General features: G+C 68.2%; 21 protein-coding genes. 3 read left to right on the forward strand and 18 right to left on the reverse strand.

Annotated elements, in window-relative coordinates:
* The first annotated feature begins 275 nt into the window (after positions 1 to 275).
* Positions 276 to 2,909: a magnesium-translocating P-type ATPase gene (mgtA, locus tag V5F59_RS19270; protein ID WP_393976720.1), complete on the forward strand. Its 2,634-nt coding sequence runs from the start codon at positions 276 to 278 to the stop codon at positions 2,907 to 2,909.
* Positions 2,910 to 3,286: 377 nt separating this feature from the next.
* On the opposite strand, the gene V5F59_RS19275 is transcribed toward mgtA, so the two are convergent.
* Positions 3,287 to 4,228 carry a VOC family protein gene (locus tag V5F59_RS19275; protein WP_393976721.1) on the reverse strand — a complete coding sequence of 314 codons (942 nt, stop codon included), beginning with the start codon at positions 4,226 to 4,228 and terminating at the stop codon, positions 3,287 to 3,289.
* A 55-nt stretch (positions 4,229 to 4,283) separates the two neighbouring features.
* Positions 4,284 to 5,165 carry a fumarylacetoacetate hydrolase family protein gene (locus tag V5F59_RS19280; RefSeq protein ID WP_393976722.1) on the reverse strand — a complete coding sequence of 294 codons (882 nt, stop codon included), beginning with the start codon at positions 5,163 to 5,165 and terminating at the stop codon, positions 4,284 to 4,286.
* A gap of 183 nt (positions 5,166 to 5,348) precedes the next feature.
* Here V5F59_RS19280 and V5F59_RS19285 point away from each other — a divergent pair, with 183 nt between their 5' ends.
* The gene (locus tag V5F59_RS19285) at positions 5,349 to 6,089 is read left to right on the forward strand and encodes a GntR family transcriptional regulator (protein ID WP_393976723.1); all 741 of its coding nucleotides are present in this window, start codon (positions 5,349 to 5,351) and stop codon (positions 6,087 to 6,089) included.
* A gap of 80 nt (positions 6,090 to 6,169) precedes the next feature.
* Here V5F59_RS19285 and V5F59_RS19290 read toward each other — a convergent pair whose 3' ends face one another.
* The 4 genes from V5F59_RS19290 to V5F59_RS19305 form a co-directional block, all read right to left on the reverse strand.
* Positions 6,170 to 7,072 (reverse strand): SphA family protein, encoded by a 903-nt coding sequence (locus V5F59_RS19290; protein ID WP_393976724.1) that lies wholly within the window; start codon positions 7,070 to 7,072, stop codon positions 6,170 to 6,172.
* Positions 7,073 to 7,147: 75 nt separating this feature from the next.
* The gene (locus tag V5F59_RS19295; protein WP_393976725.1) at positions 7,148 to 8,386 is read right to left on the reverse strand and encodes an MFS transporter; all 1,239 of its coding nucleotides are present in this window, start codon (positions 8,384 to 8,386) and stop codon (positions 7,148 to 7,150) included.
* Positions 8,387 to 8,563: 177 nt separating this feature from the next.
* Positions 8,564 to 10,189, reverse strand: coding sequence for a bifunctional 3-(3-hydroxy-phenyl)propionate/3-hydroxycinnamic acid hydroxylase (locus V5F59_RS19300; RefSeq protein ID WP_393976726.1), 1,626 nt, complete (start codon positions 10,187 to 10,189; stop codon positions 8,564 to 8,566).
* A gap of 279 nt (positions 10,190 to 10,468) precedes the next feature.
* Positions 10,469 to 10,975 carry a hypothetical protein gene (locus V5F59_RS19305; protein ID WP_393976727.1) on the reverse strand — a complete coding sequence of 169 codons (507 nt, stop codon included), beginning with the start codon at positions 10,973 to 10,975 and terminating at the stop codon, positions 10,469 to 10,471.
* A gap of 80 nt (positions 10,976 to 11,055) precedes the next feature.
* On the opposite strand from V5F59_RS19305, the gene V5F59_RS19310 reads away from it, so the two are divergent.
* A complete protein-coding gene (locus tag V5F59_RS19310; RefSeq protein ID WP_393976728.1) occupies positions 11,056 to 12,279 on the forward strand; it encodes an acetyl-CoA C-acetyltransferase in 1,224 nt (407 codons plus the stop codon).
* Between the two features lie 172 nt (positions 12,280 to 12,451).
* Here V5F59_RS19310 and V5F59_RS19315 read toward each other — a convergent pair whose 3' ends face one another.
* The 12 genes from V5F59_RS19315 to V5F59_RS19370 are packed head-to-tail and all read right to left on the reverse strand — an operon-like array spanning position 12,452 to position 21,964.
* The gene (locus V5F59_RS19315; protein WP_393976729.1) at positions 12,452 to 13,294 is read right to left on the reverse strand and encodes an alpha/beta fold hydrolase; all 843 of its coding nucleotides are present in this window, start codon (positions 13,292 to 13,294) and stop codon (positions 12,452 to 12,454) included.
* Between the two features lie 46 nt (positions 13,295 to 13,340).
* A complete protein-coding gene (locus V5F59_RS19320) occupies positions 13,341 to 14,225 on the reverse strand; it encodes an MBL fold metallo-hydrolase (RefSeq protein ID WP_393976730.1) in 885 nt (294 codons plus the stop codon).
* 50 nt (positions 14,226 to 14,275) lie between these two features.
* Positions 14,276 to 14,893, reverse strand: a complete 618-nt coding sequence (locus tag V5F59_RS19325; RefSeq protein ID WP_393976731.1) for a glutathione S-transferase family protein — start codon at positions 14,891 to 14,893, stop codon at positions 14,276 to 14,278.
* A gap of 32 nt (positions 14,894 to 14,925) precedes the next feature.
* Positions 14,926 to 15,708: an alpha/beta fold hydrolase gene (locus V5F59_RS19330; RefSeq protein WP_393976732.1), complete on the reverse strand. Its 783-nt coding sequence runs from the start codon at positions 15,706 to 15,708 to the stop codon at positions 14,926 to 14,928.
* Positions 15,705 to 16,181: a nuclear transport factor 2 family protein gene (locus tag V5F59_RS19335; protein ID WP_393976733.1), complete on the reverse strand. Its 477-nt coding sequence runs from the start codon at positions 16,179 to 16,181 to the stop codon at positions 15,705 to 15,707. The genes V5F59_RS19330 and V5F59_RS19335 overlap by 4 nt, the downstream gene beginning before the upstream one ends.
* Before the next feature lie 38 nt (positions 16,182 to 16,219).
* Positions 16,220 to 16,969: an ABC transporter ATP-binding protein gene (locus V5F59_RS19340; protein WP_245327462.1), complete on the reverse strand. Its 750-nt coding sequence runs from the start codon at positions 16,967 to 16,969 to the stop codon at positions 16,220 to 16,222.
* Positions 16,966 to 17,718, reverse strand: coding sequence for an ABC transporter ATP-binding protein (locus V5F59_RS19345; RefSeq protein WP_393976734.1), 753 nt, complete (start codon positions 17,716 to 17,718; stop codon positions 16,966 to 16,968). Before V5F59_RS19345 ends, V5F59_RS19340 begins: the two co-directional genes overlap by 4 nt.
* Complete coding sequence (locus V5F59_RS19350; RefSeq protein ID WP_393976735.1) at positions 17,715 to 18,593, reverse strand: branched-chain amino acid ABC transporter permease; 879 nt, start codon at positions 18,591 to 18,593, stop codon at positions 17,715 to 17,717. The genes V5F59_RS19345 and V5F59_RS19350 overlap by 4 nt, the downstream gene beginning before the upstream one ends.
* Positions 18,590 to 19,459, reverse strand: coding sequence for a branched-chain amino acid ABC transporter permease (locus V5F59_RS19355; protein WP_393976736.1), 870 nt, complete (start codon positions 19,457 to 19,459; stop codon positions 18,590 to 18,592). Before V5F59_RS19355 ends, V5F59_RS19350 begins: the two co-directional genes overlap by 4 nt.
* Positions 19,460 to 19,462: 3 nt before the next feature.
* Positions 19,463 to 20,575: an ABC transporter substrate-binding protein gene (locus V5F59_RS19360; protein ID WP_393976737.1), complete on the reverse strand. Its 1,113-nt coding sequence runs from the start codon at positions 20,573 to 20,575 to the stop codon at positions 19,463 to 19,465.
* 44 nt (positions 20,576 to 20,619) lie between these two features.
* The gene (locus V5F59_RS19365) at positions 20,620 to 21,291 is read right to left on the reverse strand and encodes a 3-oxoacid CoA-transferase subunit B (protein ID WP_393976738.1); all 672 of its coding nucleotides are present in this window, start codon (positions 21,289 to 21,291) and stop codon (positions 20,620 to 20,622) included.
* Positions 21,284 to 21,964, reverse strand: a complete 681-nt coding sequence (locus V5F59_RS19370) for a 3-oxoacid CoA-transferase subunit A (protein ID WP_393976739.1) — start codon at positions 21,962 to 21,964, stop codon at positions 21,284 to 21,286. Before V5F59_RS19370 ends, V5F59_RS19365 begins: the two co-directional genes overlap by 8 nt.
* Between the last annotated feature and the right edge of the window lie 204 nt (positions 21,965 to 22,168).

Here is a 22,168-nt window from a genome sequence, read left to right on the forward strand (position 1 = left end):
ATTGGCGGCGCGGGGCATTTTCTGCGCTCGAAAACCAGGGGGATACGCGACGGCGCCCGGCGTGAGGCCGATCCGCCACCTCGCCCTCCGGGGTAGTCCGCTATTGATCGCGAAGCGCGCAGCCGGCACACTCCCCGGGCGCTTTGTCCTGATATCCGACGCCGCAGTTCCCGCCCCGCCGGCGCCAGCATCATCGTGTGCCGCATCACCCCGGTCGTGGCAACGTCGAACGTCATGGCGAGAAATGCCTGTTTTCCCATGCTCGGGGGAGCTTCATGAACAGGGTCGACGCGGCCATTCGGGAACAGCGGCCTGACAGCCTTCGCTCCTTCTGGACCCAGTCCCCCGAGACAATCTTCGCCCTTCTTCGTTGCGGGCTTGACGGATTGGCGACGGACGATGCCGCGCGCCGGCTCACCGAATACGGCCCCAACAGCGATGTCGACGCGAAGGCCGACAGCCTCCTCCGCGCCATCCTCCGCCGGCTGCTGGAGCCCCTGTCCCTGATCCTGCTCGCCGCCGGCATCGTCTCCATGGCGACCGGCGACGCCGTTGGCGGGTCGATCATCGTGGTGATCCTGGTGGTCTCCATCGGGCTCGACACGCTGCAGGAAGGACACGCCGCCAGGACAGCGGAAATCCTGCGGCGCTCGGTCGCGCTCAAGGCCGAGGTCAAGCGCGACGGCACCTTCCGGGAGATCGAGGTTGCCCACGTGGTGCCCGGCGACATCCTGCGGGTCAGGGCTGGCGACATCATCCCCGCCGACGCCCTGATCCTCGACAGCCGGGCCTTCACCGCCGGCGAAGCGGCCCTGACGGGAGAGCCCTATCCGGTGGAGAAGCGGCCCGGCCGGGTCGCAGGGGCGAGCGCGGGCGAGGCCTCCAATGCGCTGTTTCGCGGCGCCGTGGCCCAGACCGGGGAGGCGATCGCGCTCGCGGTCGGCACCGGGCGGAACACCGTGTTCGGTGCGGCCGCATCAGCTTTGGCGCAAACGCAGGTTCCCTCGCCGTTCGAGCGCGACCTGCATCAGTTCGGCCTCGTCATCGCCCGCCTGACGCTGGCCCTGGTGGTGCTGGTGCTCGCCACCCGGGTGGTGTTCGGACGCCCGGCGCTGGATTCGCTGATGTTCGCCGTGGCGCTGGCCGTGGGCCTCACGCCCGAGCTCCTGCCGATGATCACCACGGTCACGCTCGCCCGCGGCGCAATGCGGATGGCCGCCCGCAAGGTCATCGTCAAGCGCCTGGCCTCGATCCACGATCTCGGCGCCATGACGGTGCTCTGCACCGACAAGACCGGGACCCTGACCTCGGCCGAGATTTCGCTCGCCCGCAGCCTCGACGCTTCCGGCGCGGACGATCCACGCGCCGCCCGGCTCGGCGCCATCGCGGCCGACCTCGGCGGCGATCGCGGCGCGCTCGATGCGGCGCTGGTGGCCGGCTCTGCGGGCGCCGCGAAGGGCTGGACGCTGTGCGGCCGTCAGGCCTTCGATTTCTCGCGCCGGCTGGGATCGGTGCTGGCGACCGGCCCGGCTGGACCGCTGCTGATCGTCAAGGGCGCGCCGGAAGCGGTTCTGGCGCTCTGCACGTCGCAGCGGATCGGCGATGCCGCAACGCCCATGGACGAGGCGCAGCGCGCGCTGGCCCGCGACAGGATTCACGCCCTGGCCCTCGACGGGCTGCGGACCATCGCCATCGCCTCCCGCCCCTGGTCGGGCACGACCCACGAGGTAGAGGCCGCCGACGAGCGGGACCTCGTCCTGGAGGGGCTTTGCGCCTTCGCCGATCCGCCCAAGGCCACGGCGGCGGCGGCCATCGCCCGGCTCCACGCCGCCGGCGTGCGGCTGAAGATCCTGTCCGGCGATGATCCCGTCGTGGTCAGGCGCCTCGCCGGCCTCGTCGGGCTGAGGGCTGAAACGGTGTTGTCAGGCCCCGACGTCGCCGCCCTCAGCGACGATGCCCTGGCCGTGCAGGTGCAGGCGGTGGACGCCTACGGACGCCTCACGCCGGACCAGAAGTCCCGCATCGTCAAGGCATTGCAGGCCAAGGGCGCGGTGGTCGGCTTTCTCGGCGACGGTATCAATGACGCGCCGGCGCTGAAGGCAGGAGATATCGGCCTTTCGGTGGCGGGGGCGACCGGGGTCGCCCAGGCGGCCGCCGACATGATCCTGCTCGCCTCCGACCTCGAAGTGGTGGCTGACGGCGTGCAGGAGGGCCGGCGCACCTTCGTCAACATCCTCAAATATGTGCGCATGGGGGCGAGCTCGAACTTCGGCAACATGCTGTCCATGGCGGTGGCCTCGATCGCGCTGCCGTTTCTGCCCATGCTGCCGACGCAGATCCTGCTGAACAACCTGCTCTACGACCTGTCGGAAGTCGGCATCCCCCTGGACGATGTCCGGCCCGAGGCGACCCAGCGGCCACAGGTATGGGACATCCATGGCCTCATGCGGTTCGCCGGAGTGATGGGGCCGCTGTCCTCGCTGTTCGACTTCCTGACGTTCGGGGCGCTGCTGTTCCTGTTCCACGCCACGCCGGACGAGTTCCGGACCGCCTGGTTCCTGGAGTCCATGGCGACGCAGATCCTCGTCATCTTCATCATCCGCACCAACGGCCGGCCGTGGCAGGACCTGCCCGGCCCCGCCCTCGCGACCTCCTCGCTGGTGGCGCTCATGGTCGCGCTGGTGCTGCCCTTCACCCCCCTGGGCGGCCTGTTCGGCTTCGAGGCCCCGCCGCCCGCCATGCTCCTCGGCATCGCCGGCGTCGTCGTCACCTATCTCGTCTGCGCCGAGCTGCTGAAGCCCCTGGCCCTGCGCGGACGCCACCGCGCGCCACGCGGGCGCCGGAGAACGGGGTGGCGACCAGCGTCGCCAAGCCCTCGCCGGGATCTTCGCCCAGGCCCTCGCGGGTGAAGTCGTCCGCGGTGTTCCACGCCCGGCCGCGGCGGCCCTCGCTCAGGGCGTCGGACATGAAGTCGAGGCTTCGCCGCTGGCCCGTCCCCTGCGGCAGGGCCAGCGCACCGGCGCACGACGCGCCGCTCCTCACGATCGCGGCTGGGACCTTCCTTGGGTTGATCCTTACGCCCTCCGGCTTCGGCAGGATCGCCAGCCGCCGATAGCCGCGCGACACGGCCCCGGCCAACGGCCGGCCTCGAGGGCTTGGTCACGCACGCGGCGGGCGGCCGGACCGGTGCGCCCGCCGCGAACGCGATCATCGTCGCGGCGGGCGTCAACGTCAGCCCTGGCACGGGCGCGCCCCTCCCCGGACCGCGGGCCCTGCCGCGTCCTGCCTATGCGCCCGACAGCTCGTGGTTGAATATGAAGCCGTCAGGGATATTCGGCCCCCATAGATAAATCGCGTCTTCACCAGGGTAGTCGCCCGAGGCCCAATCGCAATCGGACGGAATATAGTCGATGTCCGATGAATACTCGGAATAGCTCCCCCAGGGGTCCTGGACATAATGGAAGTAATTCGAGCCCAGCACGTGCCGTCCCAGGCCCCAGCCTTTTTGGAACCCCCGCTCCGCCATGCGCATCGCCCCGGCGCCGATCTCGTTTATGGAGCCGACATCCCAGCTGCAGTGATGGAGCCCCGGCGCTGAAGACCGCGCGAAGGCGATCAGGTGATGGTCGGAGCCATGGATCCCGTGCATGAAGCACACGTCGTCGCCTGAACGGTCCGAGAGACGCAGCCCCAAGACACGGCTGTAAAACCCGATGGCCTTTGGCAGGTCGGCCGTGAAGACCAGGATATGCGCCAGCCGGCGGGGCTGCACCGGCACCGCCCGCGACCGTTGCGGAGCCGCAGCCACGCCGGCCGGGGCGCTGGGCATGCTGAAGGACATCTTTTCATTCGGCGAGGTCTTGTCCGCGACCTTCATCTCGATCAGCAGACCATTATGGTCGTAAAACCAGACGCCATCGGTATCGACGCCGGGCGGGGCATCCAGCAGCTGGATGCCCTCGGCCTCGACCCTGCGCTTCATCGGCTCGAAATCCTCCTCGAAGACGCCGAAGGACAGGGAGCCCAGCTTCTTGCGGCCCCCTTCACGAAGGCTTGCCCAGCGGTGCTCCGAACCGAAGGTGTAGAGGCCGAGCCCGCCGCCTTCCTCGCGCACATCCAGGCCGAAGGCCTTGTAGAAGCCTTCGGCCACCGTCAGGTCCGGCACAGCCAGGCGAAAGGAATCCATCGAATGGACTCCCAGCTCTCCGGGCCGCTTCACGATCCGCATGCCGCTTCTTATCGCAGTCATTCTTGTTTCCTCCCTCAAGGCAACGTCTTGATCCTCAGGCGACCAGGGCCTCCTTGCGTTCGTCGCTGTCGCGGATCGGGTTCGACAACACGCCGATCCCCTCGATTTCCACCTCGCAGACGTCGCCCGCCTTCATCCAGAGGGGCGGCTTGCGCGCGAGGCCGACGCCGGAGGGGGTTCCGGTGACGATCAGGTCGCCCGGCTTCAGGGTCAGGAAGGAGGAGAGCAAGGCGACGAGCTTCGCCACCGGGAACACCATGTCGGAGATGGAAGCTTCCTGGACCACCTGCCCGTTGAGGCGAGTTTGCAGCTTAAGCCCTTCGCAGCCCGCGGGCAGCTCGTCCGCGGTCACGAACCACGGCCCAAAGGCGCCGGTGTCGTCAAAATTCTTCCCAGGGGTCCATTGCGGCGCCTTGAACTGGAAATCGCGGATCGAGGCGTCGTTGAAGATGGAATAGCCGGCCACATGGTCCAGCGCCGTGGCTTCGCTCACATGGCGGCCGGTCTTGCCGATCACGGCGACCAGCTCGCCCTCATAGTCCAGCTGGTCGGACACGGCGGGGCGAAGGATCGGCGCCCCGTCGCCGATGAGGCTGGAGTTGAAGCGCGCGAAGATGGTCGGATAATCCGGCTGCTTGAAGCCGCTTTCGGCCGAATGATCGATATAGTTCAGCCCGATGCAGATGATCTTCTCGGGCGAGGAGAGCGGCGGGATCAACCTGACCTGACGCAGATCGACGACGGGAGCCGCAGCCAATGCCGCGGCGGCCTGCGACAGGGCGGCGTCCCCGGCCTCGATCAGCTGCTGCAGGGTGCCCGGATAGGACGCATCGGCCGTGGTCAACCCGTGCCAGTGGTCCCCCTTGGCGACGGCGATCCCGGTGTTCCCCCCCTGTTCGTACGAAGCGAAACGCATTGGATTCTCCTTTCGAGCTTCGATTCACGCTAGAGGCGCTGCATCTGGCGGTCAACAAATAATATATTATATTTAAGATAATGCTTTTAATGACCGATCGCCGCCGAAACCGTCGCTGCGGGCATTCCGATATATTATTCTCCGAAGAATCGACCGCCACGCGGATCGAGCAAAGGACCCGAGATGAAACACCCCGAAAGCGGCAGCCTGACCGCCGAAGCCCACAACCAGATCAGGGGAGAAATTCTTGCCTGCCGCTTTGCGCCGGGACAGAAACTGGTGATCGCGGACCTGTGCGAGACGTTCGGCTTCAGTCTTGGCGCGGTGCGCGAGGCCTTGGCGGCGCTGGCTTCTGAGGGATTGGTGGACACGCAGCCCCGCAAGGGCTTTCGCGTGGCGCCCATCACCGAAGCCGAACTGCAGGACATCACCAGGGTTCGCGTGCTGATCGAAAGCCTTTGCCTCGAAAGCGCCATCCGCAACGGGGACCTGAAATGGGAGGCGAACATCGTCTCCACCGAATTCGAGCTGTCGAAGCTCTCGCTGCTGGATCCGGAGGATCCGGAGCGGGCGAGCGAGGCGTGGGCGCAGACACACAGGCGCTTTCACGAGGCGCTGGTGGCGGCATGCGACAGCCCCTGGCTTCTGCGGCTGCGCGACATGCTGTACGTGCAGTCCGAGCGCTATCGCCGGTTCTCCGTTCCGCTTGACCGCACCAAGCGGGATCTTGTGACGGAGCACAAGGAGATCGCGGCGGCGACCATCGCCCGCGACACCTCGCGCGCCACGGCCGCGCTTCGCGAGCATCTGGAGCGCACCACCCGCATCCTGATCGAATCCGACGTGATCAAGGGTCATCACGGCGAAGATCCGGTCCGGCGCGCGCCGAGCGGATCTTCGCGATCCGCCGGCGCGGCCCCCTAGCCGCGCGGCGGAGGCTGTCTCGCCCCCGCCCGGCCGGGCGACGGGCATGCGCGCCCGTGCCCTTCAACGATCGGGCCCCCTCAAGGCGCCTTGAGCGGAAGCAGGAACTGGACCCAGAAGCGCTGGCCGTCAGGCCGGTTTTCGGTTGCGAACTCGCGCTGCCACTTGACGGCGATCGCACCGTTGGGGGTGCCGTAGGACAGCTGCGGCCCGATGGCGAAGCCCTGCTGGCGGAAGCCATCCTGATAGACGACGCCGTTCAGCTCGTCGTCGGAAAGCTGCTTGATGAGGTAGCCGCCGACACCGACGGCGAGCGCGGGGATGGTGTCGAAAGCGTGGTAGTTCACGCCCCAGTCGATGAAGAAGAGGGAGCCGGAGCGGTAGTTCGTCTGGCTGTTCTCGGTGTGGAACTCGAAGCCGATCGCCCCCGAAACCTCCAGCGTCTTGGTGGGCAGCCAGGTGAAGGCGGCGAGCGGGTTGATGGTGTAGAAATTGTTGGAGATGGCGCCACCGGTGGGCACGAACACGTCGACGCCGGCATAGCCGAAGAAGCTGTGGTCGGCATTCGACCAGCCGAGGTAAAGCGGCTGCAGCGTGATGTCGCCGATGCCGGCGTTGCTGGATGAGCCGAAGGCCGTGCCCACATCCGCATTCATCACGGGAATGACGACGGCCGATCCGAGCTGAAACGGCCCGAGATCGACATTCCAGCCGTGGAAGAAGCGGAAAGCGTTGACCACGACATCGGCCCCGAAGCCGGGCACGGAACTGTCGCCGGCGGCGTTTGAGAAGCTGTTGGCGGTGTAATAGACGGAATAGTTCTGCCACCAGGTCTCGCCGGGTCCCGGCATGGCGCCGGCCATGACGGTGTTGACGCCGATGGGATAGGCGATGGCGCCGTTTTCGGTTGCGGCCGACGGCAGCGTCGCGGCCAGCGTCGCGGCACACAGGCCCGCGACGGCAATCAGGTTCGAATTGGACATGTGCCCCTCGCGTTCAATTTGTTTTGGCTTGCGGGCATGCGGGCGAGCGCCGGGCGTCCGTCCGCCGCGCCTCGGTCACCCCTCGACGGGGGCGGGGGCCTGATCCGTGACGGCTGCGGCGCCGGCGCGGCGCGGTGCCGTCTCCTTGAGCGCCAGGCAGACAAGAAGCCCGGCCAGCATGGCGCCGATGGCGAGATGAACGATGTACTGGATGCCGAACTGGTGGGCGATGGTGCCGGCGATGATGGGAGCCAGGCCACCGCCGAAGATCTCGCCGGTTCCAACGACGACCCCCGAGGCCGTCGCCATCAGCGCCGCGGGCACCGCCTCCACGCTGAGCGGCCCGACGGTGAGGCAGATGAGGGCAAAGTTGAAGAAGCAGGTGCCGAACAGGAGCAGGAACAGCCAGGCCGGGTCGGCTCCGGCGGAGGCGAGCAGCATCAGGAAGCCGATGGCGCCAAGCACCGAGAGGATCATGACAGGCTTGCGCCCGAGATAGTCGGACAGCCACGGCATGAGGATGGTGCCGAGACTGGCACCGAACCCGATGCCCGACAGCACGAAGCCCATGCCCTTCACGTCGAGGTGCAGATAATCGGTGAGATAGTTGGGCATGAGGGCGCTGGTGACGATCAGGCACGTGAGCCAGCACAGCATGCCGATCATGTTGAGAGGGATGTTGCGATAGCGGAAGACGTCGGTCCAGCGATGCGCCGAGGCGTCATGAGTTGCGGTGTGGCGCGCGGCCTCGGCACGCGGCACCTCGCGAAGGACACGGTGGAGCAGGAACGCGACGATCAGGCCCGGCGCCGCCACCAGCAGGAAGATCCAGCGCCAGTCGACGACCTCCAGGAGCTGGGTGACAAGGATGGGGGCAAGCCCGAGCCCGAACAGCGGCATGGCAGTCTGCTGGATGCCGAGGTTGAGGCCATGGCGCGTGGGCTTCGAGGCCTCCAGCGTCGCGGTGATGCTGGCGGGGGTGTAGGCGCCTTCGGCAAATCCCATGATGGCGCGCACCAGGAGAAGCCCCCCGGCGCCGGTGGCAAGGCCGCTCGCGCCCGCCAGCAGGGAGAAGATGACGAGCGATCCGATCACCACCTTCCGTCGCCCGATGCGGTCGGCGAGGTTGCCCATGAGCAGGGCGGCGACACCCCAGGCGATGGCCAGGATGCCGGTGATGTTTCCGAGGTCCTGGTAGCTGAGGCTAAGCTCCCTCATCACCGTCGGGAACATCGGCATGATCATGAAGCGATCGATTCCGACGAGACCGAAACCGAGCGACAACAATATCACCGCCTTCCACTCGTAAGTCATGTCATTTCTGGATCTCACATTGTGATCCATGGCGTCCTCCCAGGTTACAATGTCTGCGGCGAGCGCTATTATTGTCTCGATGCTGCGCCGCATCTCGCAGGGCCGCGCCCATGCGCAACCGCAGCCCCCATGGCCTGGGGCCTGTGCCACGCTGTCTGGGTCAAGCCACCTTTCCGGTCAGGCGGAGAGCTTTTGAGCCTCCGGCAGGCCGACATCGAATGCCGCCGCCTGGCGGAGAAATTCCCCGAGCATCGCCTCGAGGCGGAGGGCATCCCCGGCGCCTCCGAAAATGTAGAAGTCCGGCCGGACCAGCATGGCGCGGATCCCCCGCGCATCCATGAAGCGGCTGAACTGGCCCTGGGTGTCGGCGATCTGTTCGTCACCGGCGGTGCGGCGGTCCACCACCGTCACGATGGTGATGCCGCACTTGGCGCACAGCTCGCGGACCCGGGTGGAAAGCTCGAATCCCGCCAGCGTCACCAGTGTGAACGTGCCAGCGGGCACGAACACGTCGTAATGGGCCGTCGTCCCGCGATAGCGCACCGTCCCGGCGCAGGAGAGCTGCCCCGCCGGCGCGAGCGCCGCGCCGGCACCATCCCGCTCCAGGAGGCCGTCGGTCAGGATGGGGAAGGGCGCGATCTGCGGAGCATTGCCGCTGAAGAACATGTCGTCGCGCCGTCGCGCGTCCTGCGGATCCGGCATGCAGATGATCGATCCCAGGAACATCGAGATCTTGATGACGTCCGTCACGTGCGGCGCGCGTTCGGGCGTATAGGTGTCGAGAAGGGCCGGGCTGGCGCTGCCCGACAGCACCCGATCAAGCTTCCAGGCCAGGTTCCAGACATCGCGCAAGCCGGCGCACATGCCCTGCCCCATGAAGGGCGGCATGACATGCGCGGCGTCGCCGGCGAGGAAGATGCGGCCGGCCTGGAACGTCTCGGCCACGAGGCTCCGGAATGTGTAGAGGGCATGGCGGATCAACTCGCCCTGGTCGGGCTTGATCCAGTCGCTCAGAAGCTCCCAGACCTTTTCCTCGCGGATCATCTCCTCGCGCGTTTCGTGGGGAAGACGCATGAACTCCCAGCGGCGCAGGAGCCGCCCGTCCGCCTGGGTGCCGCCCGGCACGATGGTCGTCGGGCGGAGCGGATTGGCATACTGGCCGCAGTCGGGGATGCCCAGGTCCCTGGCGGTGAGGCCATCGTTCAGCGCGAAGTCAATGACCAGCCAGTCCGCCTCGAAACCGAGGTCGACACGCCTGATCCCGAGGCTCTCGCGGACGAAGCTGTTCGCGCCGTCGATGCCGATCACGTACCGTGCCGTGTAATCACGCGTTGCGCCGGTCTGCGTATCCCGGATCGTCACGATGACATGGTCTTCCGCCTGACGGATGGCCACGGCGTCGGAATTGAGGTGCACAGCAATGTTGCGTTGCGCCTTCACGCGTTCATCGAGGGCGTGCTCAAAGCTCGGCTGGTGAATGAACGTAACTTCCGAGCCGCCCGAAATGGAGCCCGCGGCCCAGTCGATGGCCAGGAGTTCCTGCCATTCGGCGTTATACCAGCGATAGACTGGTGCATCACAGCAAACGCGACGCGCAATATCACCAAGACCTGCAGCGCACAGGACACGATAAAGCTCATGGTCGATGCAGACCGCCCGCGGCAGCGGATAGACTTCGCCAAAGCGCTCGAACACGCCGACGCTCCACCCCAGACGGCTGAGAAAAAGCGCCGAGGCCTTGCTGACCGGGCCATAGCCGATCTGGATCACATCGAAGTCGAACGGCGCTTCTGGCTGAGACACGGCGATCCTCCCACTCTTGCTGTTGCCACATCGATGCCACAGCCAGATAGATCGCGCAATAGATAATATATTATCTCATAAAATATGCATTTTAATGACCGAATTGCCGGCGAGACGGTGCCCGGACTCGCGACAATGCCATGTCCTCGAACTGGGCGTGTTTCGGCATGGCAGATGGGGGCCGGCGCATCTCCAGCGATCGAAGGTGATGCGAGGCGGCGCCAGCAGGCGGGCTTCCGGCACGTAGAGGTCGGGACCGTCCGTACATCTGCGGCTCGATCACCCTGCGCCAGTTACCTGACCCGCCATCTGCCGCCTGTCGTTGATGGCGCCGACCAGCATGGAACAGCCGCGCGCGTCGCTGCGCAGGATGAGCACCTGCCGTTCTGCGCGACAGGTCTGCCGAGTGCGGGCGAGGAAACCGATGCCGGCTTCCCGCTGCTGCGGATTAAGAGCAGCGGACGAAGCCAGCCGATGGCGAGGCGCCGGAACCGGTTGACCCAGGCGAAGGCCCGCTCCAAGACCAGCTGCGCCAGGCGTTCGATCCGGGGTCTTGATGGTGCCGTCCTCTCCCACGGCCGGCCGCTCGCCGACCGTGTCCTTCAGGAAATCCGCGCCGGAAAACGGGCCATGCCGACGAGACCACGCTGGCCACGTTCCGGCCGCCGCCCGTTTCCAGGTTATGACCTTCCAGGCCGGGCATCGGCAGCATCCTGTGATTTCCGATGTCTTGTTGCGAGTATTGAATCGCATTTTTGGGCTTTTCGTAATAATGGGGAAGCTCAATCGCCGCGCGGCTCCCGCCCCCGATCCCGTCGACCGGCGCGTGCGGCCAATCGCTCCCTGACCCGAAAGCAGCCGATACCATGAGCGATCGCGATCCCGTCATCTGCGAGCCCCTGCGCACCCCCGTCGGACGCTACGGCGGCATGTTCAGGGACGTGCCGGCCACCCGGCTCGCCCGTTGCGTCATCGAGGCGCTGATCGCCCGGACGGGGATCGATCCCGCACGGATCGACGATGTCCTGTTCGGCCAGTGCTATCCGAACGGCGAGGCTCCTGCCATCGGCCGCGTCGCTGCGCTCGACGCCGGGCTTCCCGTCACCGTGCCCGGACTGCAGCTGGACCGCCGGTGCGGCTCCGGCCTCCAGGCCGTGATCGACGCGGCCATGCGGGTGCAGACCGGCGCGTGCGATCTGGTCATCGCCGGTGGTGTCGAAAGCATGAGCCGGGCGGAATACTACTCCGAGGACATGCGCTGGGGCGCGCAGGGCCACCCCGCTGCGCTGCACGACCGGCTTGCCCGCGGACGCGTGACGGCGGGCGGTGAGCGCTACCCCGTGCCGGGCGGAATGCTCGAAACGGCGGAGAACCTCCGCCGCGCCTACCATATCGGCCGGGAGGAGCAGGACGAGCTGGCCATTCAGTCCCACCGCCGGGCGGTGGCGGCCATGGAGGACGGCCGCTTCGCCGAGGAAATCGTGCCGGTCACGGTGCCCGGGAGGGGTGGCAAGCCGTCCGTCGAGATCGGCCGCGACGAGCATCCCCGCGCCGACGCCACCCTCTCTTCCCTGGCCGCGCTGCGGCCCGTCATGGTGGCCCAGGACCCCGCCGCCACGGTCACCGCCGGTAACGCCAGCGGCCAGAACGACGGGGCCGCGGCATGCCTCGTCACCACCCGCGCCATGGCCGAGACGCTGGGCCTCAGGCCGCTGGCCCGTCTCGTGGGCTGGGCGGCGGCGGGCGTCGCGCCGAACGTGATGGGGATCGGCCCCGTGCCCGCCACGGAGCGGGTCCTGTCGCGCACCGGGCTGTCACTCGCCGACCTGGACCTGATCGAGCTCAACGAGGCATTCGCGGCGCAGGTGCTGGCCTGCACGCGCGAGTGGCGGTTCAGCCCGGCGGACTTCGAGCGGCTGAACGTGAATGGCTCGGGCATCTCCCTCGGCCATCCCGTCGGCGCCACCGGGGTGCGCATCCTCGCCACCCTCCTGCGCGAGATGGACCGCTGCCGCGTGCGATACGGGCTCGAGACCATGTGCATCGGCGGCGGACAGGGCCTTGCGGCGATCTTCGAGCGCGTCGAGTAGCCGCCCGCCGCCATCGCCGGGCCCCGCTCCGGCGGTGCTGCCCCGCTCGAACCGGAAGAGCCGTCTTCGGGTTTCCCCAAAGCGCGGAGCCTGGCCACCGGCGGGCGGAACGTCCGGAAGGAGTCCCGCCCGCCGGTGTGCGGTCAGCGCCGCCGCGGCTCCGCCGGGACGGTCACGGCTTCAGCGTTCTCGCCCAGGCGGCGATGGCCGCGACCACGGCTTCCGGCTGCTCGGGAATGAGCGCATGGCTGGCGTTGTCCACCGTCGCGATCGTCACCCGGTCGCCGAATTCCGCCTTGATGTCGTTGGCGGTCGAGCGCGGACGGAAGGGATCCTGCAGCGCCTGCAGGTCGAGCATCGGCGCCGTGCCGCCGGACCACCATTCGTTCTCCTTCGGCGCGGCGATGATGGGACGCTGGTAGGCCGCCATCTTCGGGTGCCAGCCCTGGAGCCAGACCGACGCATCGTTGCCCGGGGCGAAGAAGGCCACCTTCAGAGCCGCGATCCGCTGCGCGTCCGGCAGGGTGACGTTGCCGGCATCCCGCAGGGAGACCAGCAGCTCCTTCGGATAGTTCTTGGCCGCGGCCGCCACGATGACCACGCCGCGCACGAGGTCGGGATGATCCACCGCGGTCATCCGCGCCACCCAGTTGCCGAAGGCATGGCCGACCACGATGGCCCGCCCGTCGCGCGCGTTGCCGATGGCGAGCGCCACGTCGTTGGCGAGGTCGTGGAGGGTGATGCCCTCGGTGGGGCCGGCGCTGGCGCCCGCCCCGCGCGGCTGTGGTCGCAGCACGCGGAAGCCGGCCTTGGCGAGGCCCTCGGCAACCGCATCATAATCCTCGGAATCGCGTGCGGACGACGGCAGCAGGACCATCAGCGGGCCCTTGCCCTCGTCGATCACGTCCACGGCCACGTCGCCGCGCTGGACGGTGTAGCGCTGGCGGAGCTCCGCGGCCTCGGCCGCGCACGCCCACCCCGCGGCGAGCGCCATCGCCGCGACGAAAATCCTCATGCTTTCCTCCCATTGGCTTGTTGTTGGCCTTATCCCCGGCCCGGGTTCACCACGTCGCCGGCTCGAAGGCGTAGCCCTCGCCCTGGCGGCGGATGTAGCCGCAGTGGGGCGCGCCGAAATGCATGGGCATCACCAGCGTGCCGCGTTCGGCCTCCCGCGCCAGCAGCGCGGCGCGGGTGCGCCGGGCCACGTCCGGCAGCGCGCAATAGGTCGTGTTGAGGGTGGGATCGACGATCTGCGCCGGGCTGTGCATCACGTCGCCGCTGAACAGGCCCTCCTCGCCGCGCGAGCGGATGCGGTAGGTCTGGTGGCCGACGGAGTGCCCCGGCGCGGCCTCGATGGAGAGCACGTCGGCGATCTCGCCATGATCAGGAATGAAGTCGGCAAGGCCGGCCTCCACCACTGGACGCACGCTGTCCTCGAACGAGGCATCGATGATGGGATCGGCGGCCTTGGCGAGGGCCTCGATGTAATGGTCGTATTCGAGCCTCGGCAGCAGGTACCGGGCATTGGGGAAGGTGGGGGTCCACCGTCCGTCCGCGGACAGCACCGTGTTCCAGCCCACATGGTCGCTGTGCAGGTGGGTGTGGACCACGTGCGTCACCGTGTCGGGCGCGGCGCCGGCGGCCTCCAGCCACGGCAGCACGAGGCTGTTGAGCTGGTTCATGCGCGCCGCCGCACGCGGCTTGCGGTTGCCGACGCCGGTATCGATGACGATGACGTTGCCGCCGGCATGCACGATCCAGAGCTGGATGGTGACGATGAGCCGGTTCATGTGCGGCACGTAGTGATGCGGCGCGAGCCAATCCGCGTTGTCCGCGAGCAGGCTCGGTGCCATGTCCGGGAACAGGAAGGCCGGGTCATGGGTAGGGGCGGCGTATTCCAGAAGGCGGGTGACGCGGACTTCCCCCACCATGCGCGACTGAATCATGGAAACCTCGATCGTTCGGGGCGTGCGTGCGGACGGGTCGGGCGGACGGCTCAGGAATCGTCCACCACCGGATTGGCCTGCACCGAGGGCCGCTCCAGGAAGCCCGCGTGCCAGGCCGCCAGCGCCGGCCGGCCATTGCGCCACTCCAGGAAGGGAAAACGGAAGTCGAGATAGCCGAGCGCCGTGCCGATGGTGAGGTGTCCGATGTCGAACGGGCGGTCGGCGAGCAGCGTCACGTCGGCCTCCAGCCGGGCGAGCACCCGCTCCACCTTGCGAGCGTTGGCCGTGACGAGGTCGGCCGACTGCATGCCCTCGCCGCGCCAGCGCTCGATGAGCCACAGGAGGCCGAGGTCCATCAGGCCGTCGCCGAGCGCCTCGTTGCGCAGCGCGATGAGGCGCTCCGGCCAGACGGCGGGGAACAGGTGCGGCCCCGCGTGCAGGGTGTCGAGATATTCGCAGATCACATGGGAGTCATAGACCACGGTGCCGTCGTCGAGCACGAGCGTGGGCAGCTTGCTCAGCGGGTTGTCGTCCATGAGCTCCTCATGGGCCTTGAACGGCGAGGCCACCGTGCGCACGCAGGTGACCTGATCCTGAAGGCCCATCTCGTGGATGGCGATCATCGCCTTGCGCACGAACGGGGAACGGGGGGACCAGTGCATCTTCATGGGAGGAAGGGCTTTCGGTTGTCGGCGTCGCCTCACGCGGCGCGCCAGAACGCATCGAGTTCCCGCGCCACGATCGCGGGGGATTGATGGGCCATCACATGCCCGCTCGGCACCACCGCGAAGCGCGCATCGGGAATTGCGGCCGCGGCCGCGGCGATGAGCGCGGGCGGGCGCAGCGGGTCCTGCGCCCCGGCGAGCAGCAGCGAAGGACAGCGCACCGCGCCAAGCGCCGGCCGGGAGTCGAGCCCGGCCAGCATGCGATAGGTGGCCGCATAGCTCGACGGATCATTGCCGAGCCAGCGCGCACGATAGGCCGGGAAGCGGTCATCCTCACGCAGTGCCGCCGGATAGGTGAGATCAAGCTCGCCGTCGGCGATGGAATCCATGCCGCCGGCTTCCAGCGCATCCGCACGCGCATGCACCGCCGCCCGCCGCTCGGGCGCGATGCCGAGGGCCGGCCCCATGAGCGCGATCCGCCGCACCCGGCCGGGATGGCGCGCGGCGGCATGCAGCGCCACCGCGCCGCCCACCGCCATGCCGCACAAGTCCACCGGATCATCGATGGACAGGGCGTCGAGCAGCGCGACCAAGTCCGCCACCAGCACATCCATGGCGCCGGATCCGCGCAGCTTGGAGGCATGGCCGAACCCGCGCACGTCGTAGCGCAGCACCGTGCGCCCCTCCGCCACCAGGGGCAGGAGCGGTGCCCAGCTCTCCAGCGCTCCGCCCATCTCGTGGATCAGGACCAGCGGCAGCGGCCCGTCGCCCTCGCGAACGTAGCGCGTGCCGCCGCCGTTGACCTCGATCCAGTTCATTCCGCCGCCCTCGCCGCCGGCGCGCGACCCGGGAACGGCCGCCCGGCCCAGCCTTCGCTGAGCGGCGAGAGGAAATAGAAGGTGATCCTGCGCGAGGCGAAGCGCCAGCGGCCGTCCACGCGGCGCATCACGTCGTCATAGTGCCCGGCCGACACGAAGGAGACGCCATCGGTGACGGAGAGATATTCCATGGAGATGCGGCCGGTGGCCACGTCGCCATCGATTTCCACGGTGCCGTTGGTGCAGAAGTGCCAGAAATCCTCGGCGAGTTTCGGCACCCGCTCGCTGAAGAAAGCGCGCAGCGCGTCGTGGCCGCTCACCGCCTCCAGCCCCTCGAACACGCCATCGCCCGTGAAGAGCGCGACGAATTCGTCCCACCTGCGCTCGTCGAGCAGATGGCAGTAGTGGGCCCGGAGCTGCCCGATCTCCAGCTGGTCCTCGATGAGCTGAAGCCGTTGCTCGATGGTCTTCATGTGGTCCCTCCCCGGGGCTCGTTTGTCGTGGCTTCGGCTCAGAAGAGCGTCAGCAGCTTGGCGTGGTCGGCGAGATCCGCCGGCGTGCCCTCGTAGATCATCACCCCGGACTTCATGGCCACCACGCGGTCGGAGATGGCGAAAGCCTCGCCCACATTCTGCTCCACCAGCAGGATGGACATGCCGCGGCGCTGCTGGATGACGCGGATGGGCGCCAGCAGGTCCTGGAACAGCTTGGGCGCGAGGCCGATGGAGGGCTCGTCCAGCAGCAGGATGCCGGGGCGCGACAGCAGCGCCCGGCCGATGGATACCATCTGCTGCTGGCCGCCGGACAGCTGGCCGGCGCGCTTCAGCCAGAAATCCTTCAGCTTGGGCAGCAGCTCCAACACCTCGTCGATGCGGGCGCGGCCCTCGCCGGCGCCGAGGCTCGCGGACCACAGGGCCAGGGTGAATATCTCCTGCACCGTGAGCCCGGGAAACACGCCCCGGCCCTCGGGCACATAGGCCACGCCGTCGCGCGCCATGAGACTCGGATGTGGCTTCAGCGCGCGCCCGCGCAGCATCACCTCGCCGGTGTCCGCCGCGTGCAGTCCGAACAGGATCTTCAGCAGCGTGGACTTGCCCGCCCCATTGTGCCCGACGAGGCACAGCACCTCCCCGGCGGCAAGGTGGAGATCGACGCCGCTCAGCACCTCCCGTCCGGCGTAGGAGGCCCGCAGGCCACGCACGGCGATGGCGGGCGCGGGAACGGCGGAGGTGTCGGGAAGGACGGAGACGGCCATGTTCATTCCCTGCGCTCCCCGAAGTAGATGGCGATGAGCTTCGCATCGCCCAGGATCTCGTCCGGCGTGCCCTCCGCGAGCTTGCGGCCCTGGTCGAGGAAGGCGATGCGGTCGGCAAGCTCGGTGACGATGTCGAGGTTGTGCTCGATGAGGCAGACGGTGACGCCGGCCGCCGTGGCTTCCTTCACCAGCTTCACGAAGCGCGTGCGGGAGGCAGGGTCGAGCCCCGACGCCGGCTCGTCCAGCAGCCAGATCGGCGCGCCGGTGGCGATGATCCGGGCCATGGAGAGGAACTTCGTCTCCGCATAGGAGAGGTCGATGGCCCGCGTGCCGGCGAGCTCGGCGAGCCCGGTGGCGTCGAGCGCGCGTTCCACCTGGAGCCGCCGCGCCGCCGCGCCGGAGCTGCCGCCCGGCTGCCACAGCCAGGGGGTGGGCTCGATGGCGGAGAGCACGTTGTCGTAGACGCTCATGGAGCCGAACAGGCGCAGGTCCTGAAAGCTGCGGGCAATGCCCTTCAGCGCCACCCGGTGCGGCTTGAGGCCGAGGATGGAGGCGCCCTTCAGCTCCACCGCGCCGCGGTCGGGGGCGAGGTGGCCGGTGATGAGGTTGAACAGGGTGGTCTTGCCGGCGCCGTTGGGGCCGGCAAGGGCCGTGACGACGCCCTGGTGGAGCTCCAGCGTCACATCCTGGACCGCGGCATTGCCGCCGAAGCTGCGCGAAATCCCCCGGGCCGAGAGCAGGATGGGCGTGTTCATCGCACGCCCCGCGACAGGCCCACGAGCCCGCTCGGACGGAAGATCATGAGCAGCGTCATGAGGGCTCCATAGATGAACTGCTGCACGGTGCCGACCTCCGTGGAGGGGATGAAGGGCAGGAAGGACAGGGCTGCCGGAAAGCTCAACAGGGCGATGGCCCCGATGATCGGCCCGGTGAGGGTGCCGGCTCCGCCGATGATGACCATCGCCATCAGCACGACGGACTGCTCGAGGGTGAAGCTCTCCACGTTCACGAACGCCATGTGGAAGGCGAACAGCGCGCCGGCGATGCCGACGAAGAAGCAGCCGATGACCACAACCAGGGTCTTCAGGGCCCGCACGTCCTTGCCGAAGGCCTCGGCCGCGCTCTCGCTGTCCCGCAGCGCCATCAGGGAGCGGCCGAAGCTGCCGCGCATCAGCGTGCGCACCACCGCAAGCGTCACAGCGAGGCAGACCAGCGCCAAGACGAGGAAGGCATCGGGCGAGGCCACGTCGAAGCCCAGGATCCGCGCCGGCGGAATGCCGACGAGGCCGCCAACGCCGCCGGTCAGGCTGTGGGCCTCGGCGAAGATGGTGCTCGCCATCATCTGCAGCCCGAGCGAGGCGGCGACGAAATACTCGCCGCGCACCCGCAGCGCCGGCAGGGCGAGGCAGAGCGACAGCGCACCCGCCACCACCGCTGCGGCCAGCGCCGCCACCAGGAAGTCGGGGGTGGCGGTGAGCGCGACCTGCGCGGCCACATAGGCGCCGATGCCGAAGAACATGGCGTGGGCGATGGAAAAGATGCCGGCATAGCCGATCAGCAGGTTCAGGCTGGTGGCGGCAATGCCGAAGATGGCGATCAGCGTCGCCAGGCTGACGAGATAGGCGATCATCGCGCGCCCGCCCTCCCCATGAGCCCGTTGGGGCGGAACAGGATGAAGCCGAACAGCACGACAAAGCTGGCGGCCTGGCTCCATTGCGTGTCCACCACGCTCACGACCAGGTTCTCCACGAGGCCGAGGAACAGGCCCGCCAGCGCCGCGCCCCGGATGGAGCCAATGCCGCCGACCACGGTCGCCGCGAGGGACACCAGCATCACGTGGGCGCTGTCCGCCGGCTGGATTCCGGTGGTGACCGTGGTGAGGATGGCGCCCGGCACGGCGAGCGCGGAGCCGAGCGCGAAGGCGAGCGCGGAGAGGCGCCGCGCGGACAAACCATAGGCCCGCAGCAGCTCGGGATTTTCCGACAGCGCCCGCAGGCCGAGGCCGGCGTGCGTCCGCTCCAGGAACAGGCTGACTGCGGTGAACACCACGACCACCACCGCCAGCGCGACCCAGAACACCGGGGCGATGTAGAGGCCCGGCAGCACCTCTGCCGCCCGCGTCAGCGGCACCGAGATGGTGGCGAAGCCGCCGCCGAAGAAGAACTGGATGAGCGCCTGCATGGCGATGCCCGCGCCGAACGAGGCGACGAACACCGTGAAGAAGGAGCCTTCGTGCTTCTGTATCGGCCGGTAGACCATGGCCCCCATGAACAGGCCGAAGACGACCGCCGCCAGCAGCGAGACGAGGCTTGCCAGCGACCAGTGCAGCCCCAGCCGCACCGCCTCGAGAAAGGCGTAGCCGGCCAGGATGAAGGTGGCGCCGTGGGCCACGTGAAAGACGCGGGTGGCGCCGAAGATCAGCGCGAAGCCCGCGGCGGTCAGCGCGTAGAGCATTCCGGTCTGGATGCCCGCCACCGCCAGCTGGGTCAGGAGCATGGGTCAGCTCACCTTCTCGAACTTGCCGTTCTGCACGCGGTTGAGCTGGGTCGGCATGTCGATGGCGCCGCTCGCGGAGAAGCTCGCCTTGCCGCCGACCAGATTGAAGGTGCCGGTGGCGAGGCCCGCGCGCAGGGTATCGCCGTTCACGGGCTTGCCCTCCTTCTCCAACCCCTCGAGCAGCTGTGCGTAGAGCAGCACCGCGTTGTAGTAATTCTGCGCATAGGTGTTGGGGTTGCTCTTGTAGCGAGCACGCCAATCGTCCACGAAGCGGCGCGTGAGCGGGTCGCCCGCATCCCAGTCGGCCACCTGCGAGGTGAACAGCAGGCCCTCCGCTTCCGGCAGCGCCGCCACCGAGGGGGTGCCGCCCACCGAATAGGTCATCAGGGGCTGGGTGATGCCGTTGTCGCGCAATTGCTTGAAGATCTGGGTCTGCTGCGTGCCGTAGCTCGCCACATAGACGAGGTCCGGCTTGGTCTCGCGGATCTTGGCGATCATGGCGGAGAATTGCTGCGCGGAGGGGGCCGCGCTGAACTCGCCGACCAGCGAGGCCCCGATGGCGGGCAGGCCCTCCTGGAGGCCCTTGCGCAGGGCATTGCCGAGCGGATCGTCCAGATAGATCAGGGCCACCCGCTTGATCGCGTTGCGCTTCATCCAGTCGAACGCGGTCGGCAGCTCCTGGTTGGCGAGGGGAATGATGTTCCAGAAATAAGGGGAGAGGCCCGCGAGGTCGGGGCCGACGCCGCCGCCGTTCACCATCACCACTTTGGCGCGCGTGGCGATGGGCTCCGCCGCCTTGGCGACGCCGGTGAGGCCGACCAGCACGTAGGGCGCGCGGTCCACGTTGGCAAGCTTCGACATGCCCACCGCTCCGCCCTGCGGCGTGCTCTGGCTGTCCTGCGCCTTGAGCGCGATCGGCTTCCTGAGGCGCTTGTCGGCCGCCACGTGCTCCAACCCCAGCGCGGTCGCGGCGGTGTAGATCGAGCCGAGCTCCGACAGAAGGCCGGTCATCGGGAACAAGGTGCCAAGCACGTAGGGCTCGTCCTCGGCGCGCAGCGCCGTGGGCAATGCCGTGCTTGCCAGAATGCCGGCCAGCACGGAACGACGGTTGATCATCTTTACTTCCTCCCTGAGGGACGCTGTTGGTCGCGTTTCTTGGTTCAAACGAGAATGGGGGCTGCGGTCACCTTCTGGAGTTCCGCGGGGGTCAGTCCTTCCACGAGCTCCACCAGCCTAAGGCCCTGCGGCGTCACATCCAGCACCGCCAGGTTCGTATAGATGCGGGACACCACCCCCAGGGCGGTGAGCGGATAGGTGCAGCTTTCCACGAGGCGCGGCTCGCCGTCCCGGGTGGTGTGCTCCATCATCACCCAGACCCTGCGGGCGCCGAGCGCGAGATCCATGGCGCCGCCCACGGCCGGCGCGGCGTCGTTGCTGGAGGTGGCCCAGTTGGCGAGGTCGCCGTTTGCGGCCACCTGGAAGGCGCCGAGCACGCACAGGTCGAGATGCCGGCCGCGGATCATCGCGAAGCTGTCGGCCTGATGCAGCAGGGCGGCCCCCTTCAGGAGGGTCACGTGCTGCTTGCCGGCGTTGATGAGATAGGGGTCGATCATGCCCTCGGCGGGCGCCGGGCCGAAGCCGAGCAGGCCGTTCTCGGACTGGAAGATGACCTCCCGGTCTGCCGGCACGTGGTTGGCGACGAGGGTCGGGATGCCGATGCCGAGGTTGACATACCAGCCATCGGCGATGTCGGCCGCCGCGCGGCGCGCCATCTCCTCGCGCGAGCGGGGCTGGCAGGGGCGCGCGTCGACGCGCAGAGTGTCTTCACGCATGGGCGTCCTCCGCCGGATGATGCACGACGCGGTCCACATAGATGCCGGGCGTCACGATCACCTCGGGATCCAGCTCGCCCAGCGCCGCGGTGTGCTCGACTTGGGCAATGGTCAGCTCGGCGGCCGGCGCCATGACCGGATTGAAGTTCCGGCCCGAGCCCCGATAGGTGAGATTGCCCCAGCGGTCCGCCGCCCACGCCTGGATCAGCGCCACGTCGCCGTGCAGCGCGTGCTCCAGGACACAGTCGCGCGTGCCCATGCGGCGGGTCTCCTTGCCGTCCACCAGGCCCGTCCCCGCTCCGGTCGGGGTGAAGAAGGCGGGGATGCCGGCGCCGGCGGCCCGCAGCCGCTCCGCGAGCGTGCCCTGGGGAACCAGCTCCAGCTCCAGCCGGCCGGACTTGTACAGATCCTCGAAGATGACCGAGCCGGGAATGCGCGGATAGCTGCACACGAGCCGCCGCACTCGCCCGGCCGCCAGCAGCCGGGCGAGGCCCACCTGCCCGTAGCCGGCATTGTTGGCGACCACGGTGAGCGCCGACGCGCCCTGCGCGATGAGGCCCTCGATAAGAAGGTCCGGCTGCCCGACGGCGCCGAAGCCGCCCACCAGGATGGTCGCCCCGTCCTTGACCCCCGCCAGCGCTTCCGCGACCGAGGGAACGAATTTGTCGATCATGTCCTCCCACCCACCTTCGCCGGCGGCGGCATCGCTTCGGCGCCACCGAGACCGTTGTTTTGTCCGTCTACCGGACTTTTGTCCGAATAGTAGAGCGACATGGCGCGACCCTGTCAAGCCACCCCCATTGCTGCGCCGCATGATCGGCCAACCGACACGGGCGCCCCCACATCCCCGGGGCAGCACCCGCGGAGCCGCACTTGT

The organism is Xanthobacter nonsaccharivorans (assembly GCF_043194755.2).
In the GTDB taxonomy this organism is placed as follows: domain Bacteria; phylum Pseudomonadota; class Alphaproteobacteria; order Rhizobiales; family Xanthobacteraceae; genus Xanthobacter; species Xanthobacter autotrophicus_G.

What these genes read in the sequence shown, in the direction of transcription:
- V5F59_RS19350 (WP_393976735.1), bottom strand. Translation starts at nt 18,593, where the DNA reads ATGATCGCCTATCTCGTCAGCCTGGCGACGCTGATCGCCATCTTCGGC.
- V5F59_RS19330 (WP_393976732.1), bottom strand. Translation starts at nt 15,708, where the DNA reads ATGAACTGGATCGAGGTCAACGGCGGCGGCACGCGCTACGTTCGCGAG.
- V5F59_RS19280 (WP_393976722.1), bottom strand. Translation starts at nt 5,165, where the DNA reads ATGCGTTTCGCTTCGTACGAACAGGGGGGGAACACCGGGATCGCCGTC.
- V5F59_RS19370 (WP_393976739.1), bottom strand. Translation starts at nt 21,964, where the DNA reads ATGATCGACAAATTCGTTCCCTCGGTCGCGGAAGCGCTGGCGGGGGTC.
- V5F59_RS19360 (WP_393976737.1), bottom strand. Translation starts at nt 20,575, where the DNA reads ATGATCAACCGTCGTTCCGTGCTGGCCGGCATTCTGGCAAGCACGGCA.
- V5F59_RS19340 (WP_245327462.1), bottom strand. Translation starts at nt 16,969, where the DNA reads ATGAACATGGCCGTCTCCGTCCTTCCCGACACCTCCGCCGTTCCCGCG.
- V5F59_RS19295 (WP_393976725.1), bottom strand. Translation starts at nt 8,386, where the DNA reads ATGACTTACGAGTGGAAGGCGGTGATATTGTTGTCGCTCGGTTTCGGT.
- V5F59_RS19315 (WP_393976729.1), bottom strand. Translation starts at nt 13,294, where the DNA reads ATGAGGATTTTCGTCGCGGCGATGGCGCTCGCCGCGGGGTGGGCGTGC.
- V5F59_RS19275 (WP_393976721.1), bottom strand. Translation starts at nt 4,228, where the DNA reads ATGCGGATCGTGAAGCGGCCCGGAGAGCTGGGAGTCCATTCGATGGAT.
- V5F59_RS19325 (WP_393976731.1), bottom strand. Translation starts at nt 14,893, where the DNA reads ATGAAGATGCACTGGTCCCCCCGTTCCCCGTTCGTGCGCAAGGCGATG.
- V5F59_RS19285 (WP_393976723.1), top strand. Translation starts at nt 5,349, where the DNA reads ATGAAACACCCCGAAAGCGGCAGCCTGACCGCCGAAGCCCACAACCAG.
- V5F59_RS19365 (WP_393976738.1), bottom strand. Translation starts at nt 21,291, where the DNA reads ATGCGTGAAGACACTCTGCGCGTCGACGCGCGCCCCTGCCAGCCCCGC.
- V5F59_RS19335 (WP_393976733.1), bottom strand. Translation starts at nt 16,181, where the DNA reads ATGAAGACCATCGAGCAACGGCTTCAGCTCATCGAGGACCAGCTGGAG.
- V5F59_RS19355 (WP_393976736.1), bottom strand. Translation starts at nt 19,459, where the DNA reads ATGCTCCTGACCCAGCTGGCGGTGGCGGGCATCCAGACCGGAATGCTC.
- V5F59_RS19310 (WP_393976728.1), top strand. Translation starts at nt 11,056, where the DNA reads ATGAGCGATCGCGATCCCGTCATCTGCGAGCCCCTGCGCACCCCCGTC.
- V5F59_RS19345 (WP_393976734.1), bottom strand. Translation starts at nt 17,718, where the DNA reads ATGAACACGCCCATCCTGCTCTCGGCCCGGGGGATTTCGCGCAGCTTC.
- mgtA (WP_393976720.1), top strand. Translation starts at nt 276, where the DNA reads ATGAACAGGGTCGACGCGGCCATTCGGGAACAGCGGCCTGACAGCCTT.
- V5F59_RS19290 (WP_393976724.1), bottom strand. Translation starts at nt 7,072, where the DNA reads ATGTCCAATTCGAACCTGATTGCCGTCGCGGGCCTGTGTGCCGCGACG.
- V5F59_RS19320 (WP_393976730.1), bottom strand. Translation starts at nt 14,225, where the DNA reads ATGATTCAGTCGCGCATGGTGGGGGAAGTCCGCGTCACCCGCCTTCTG.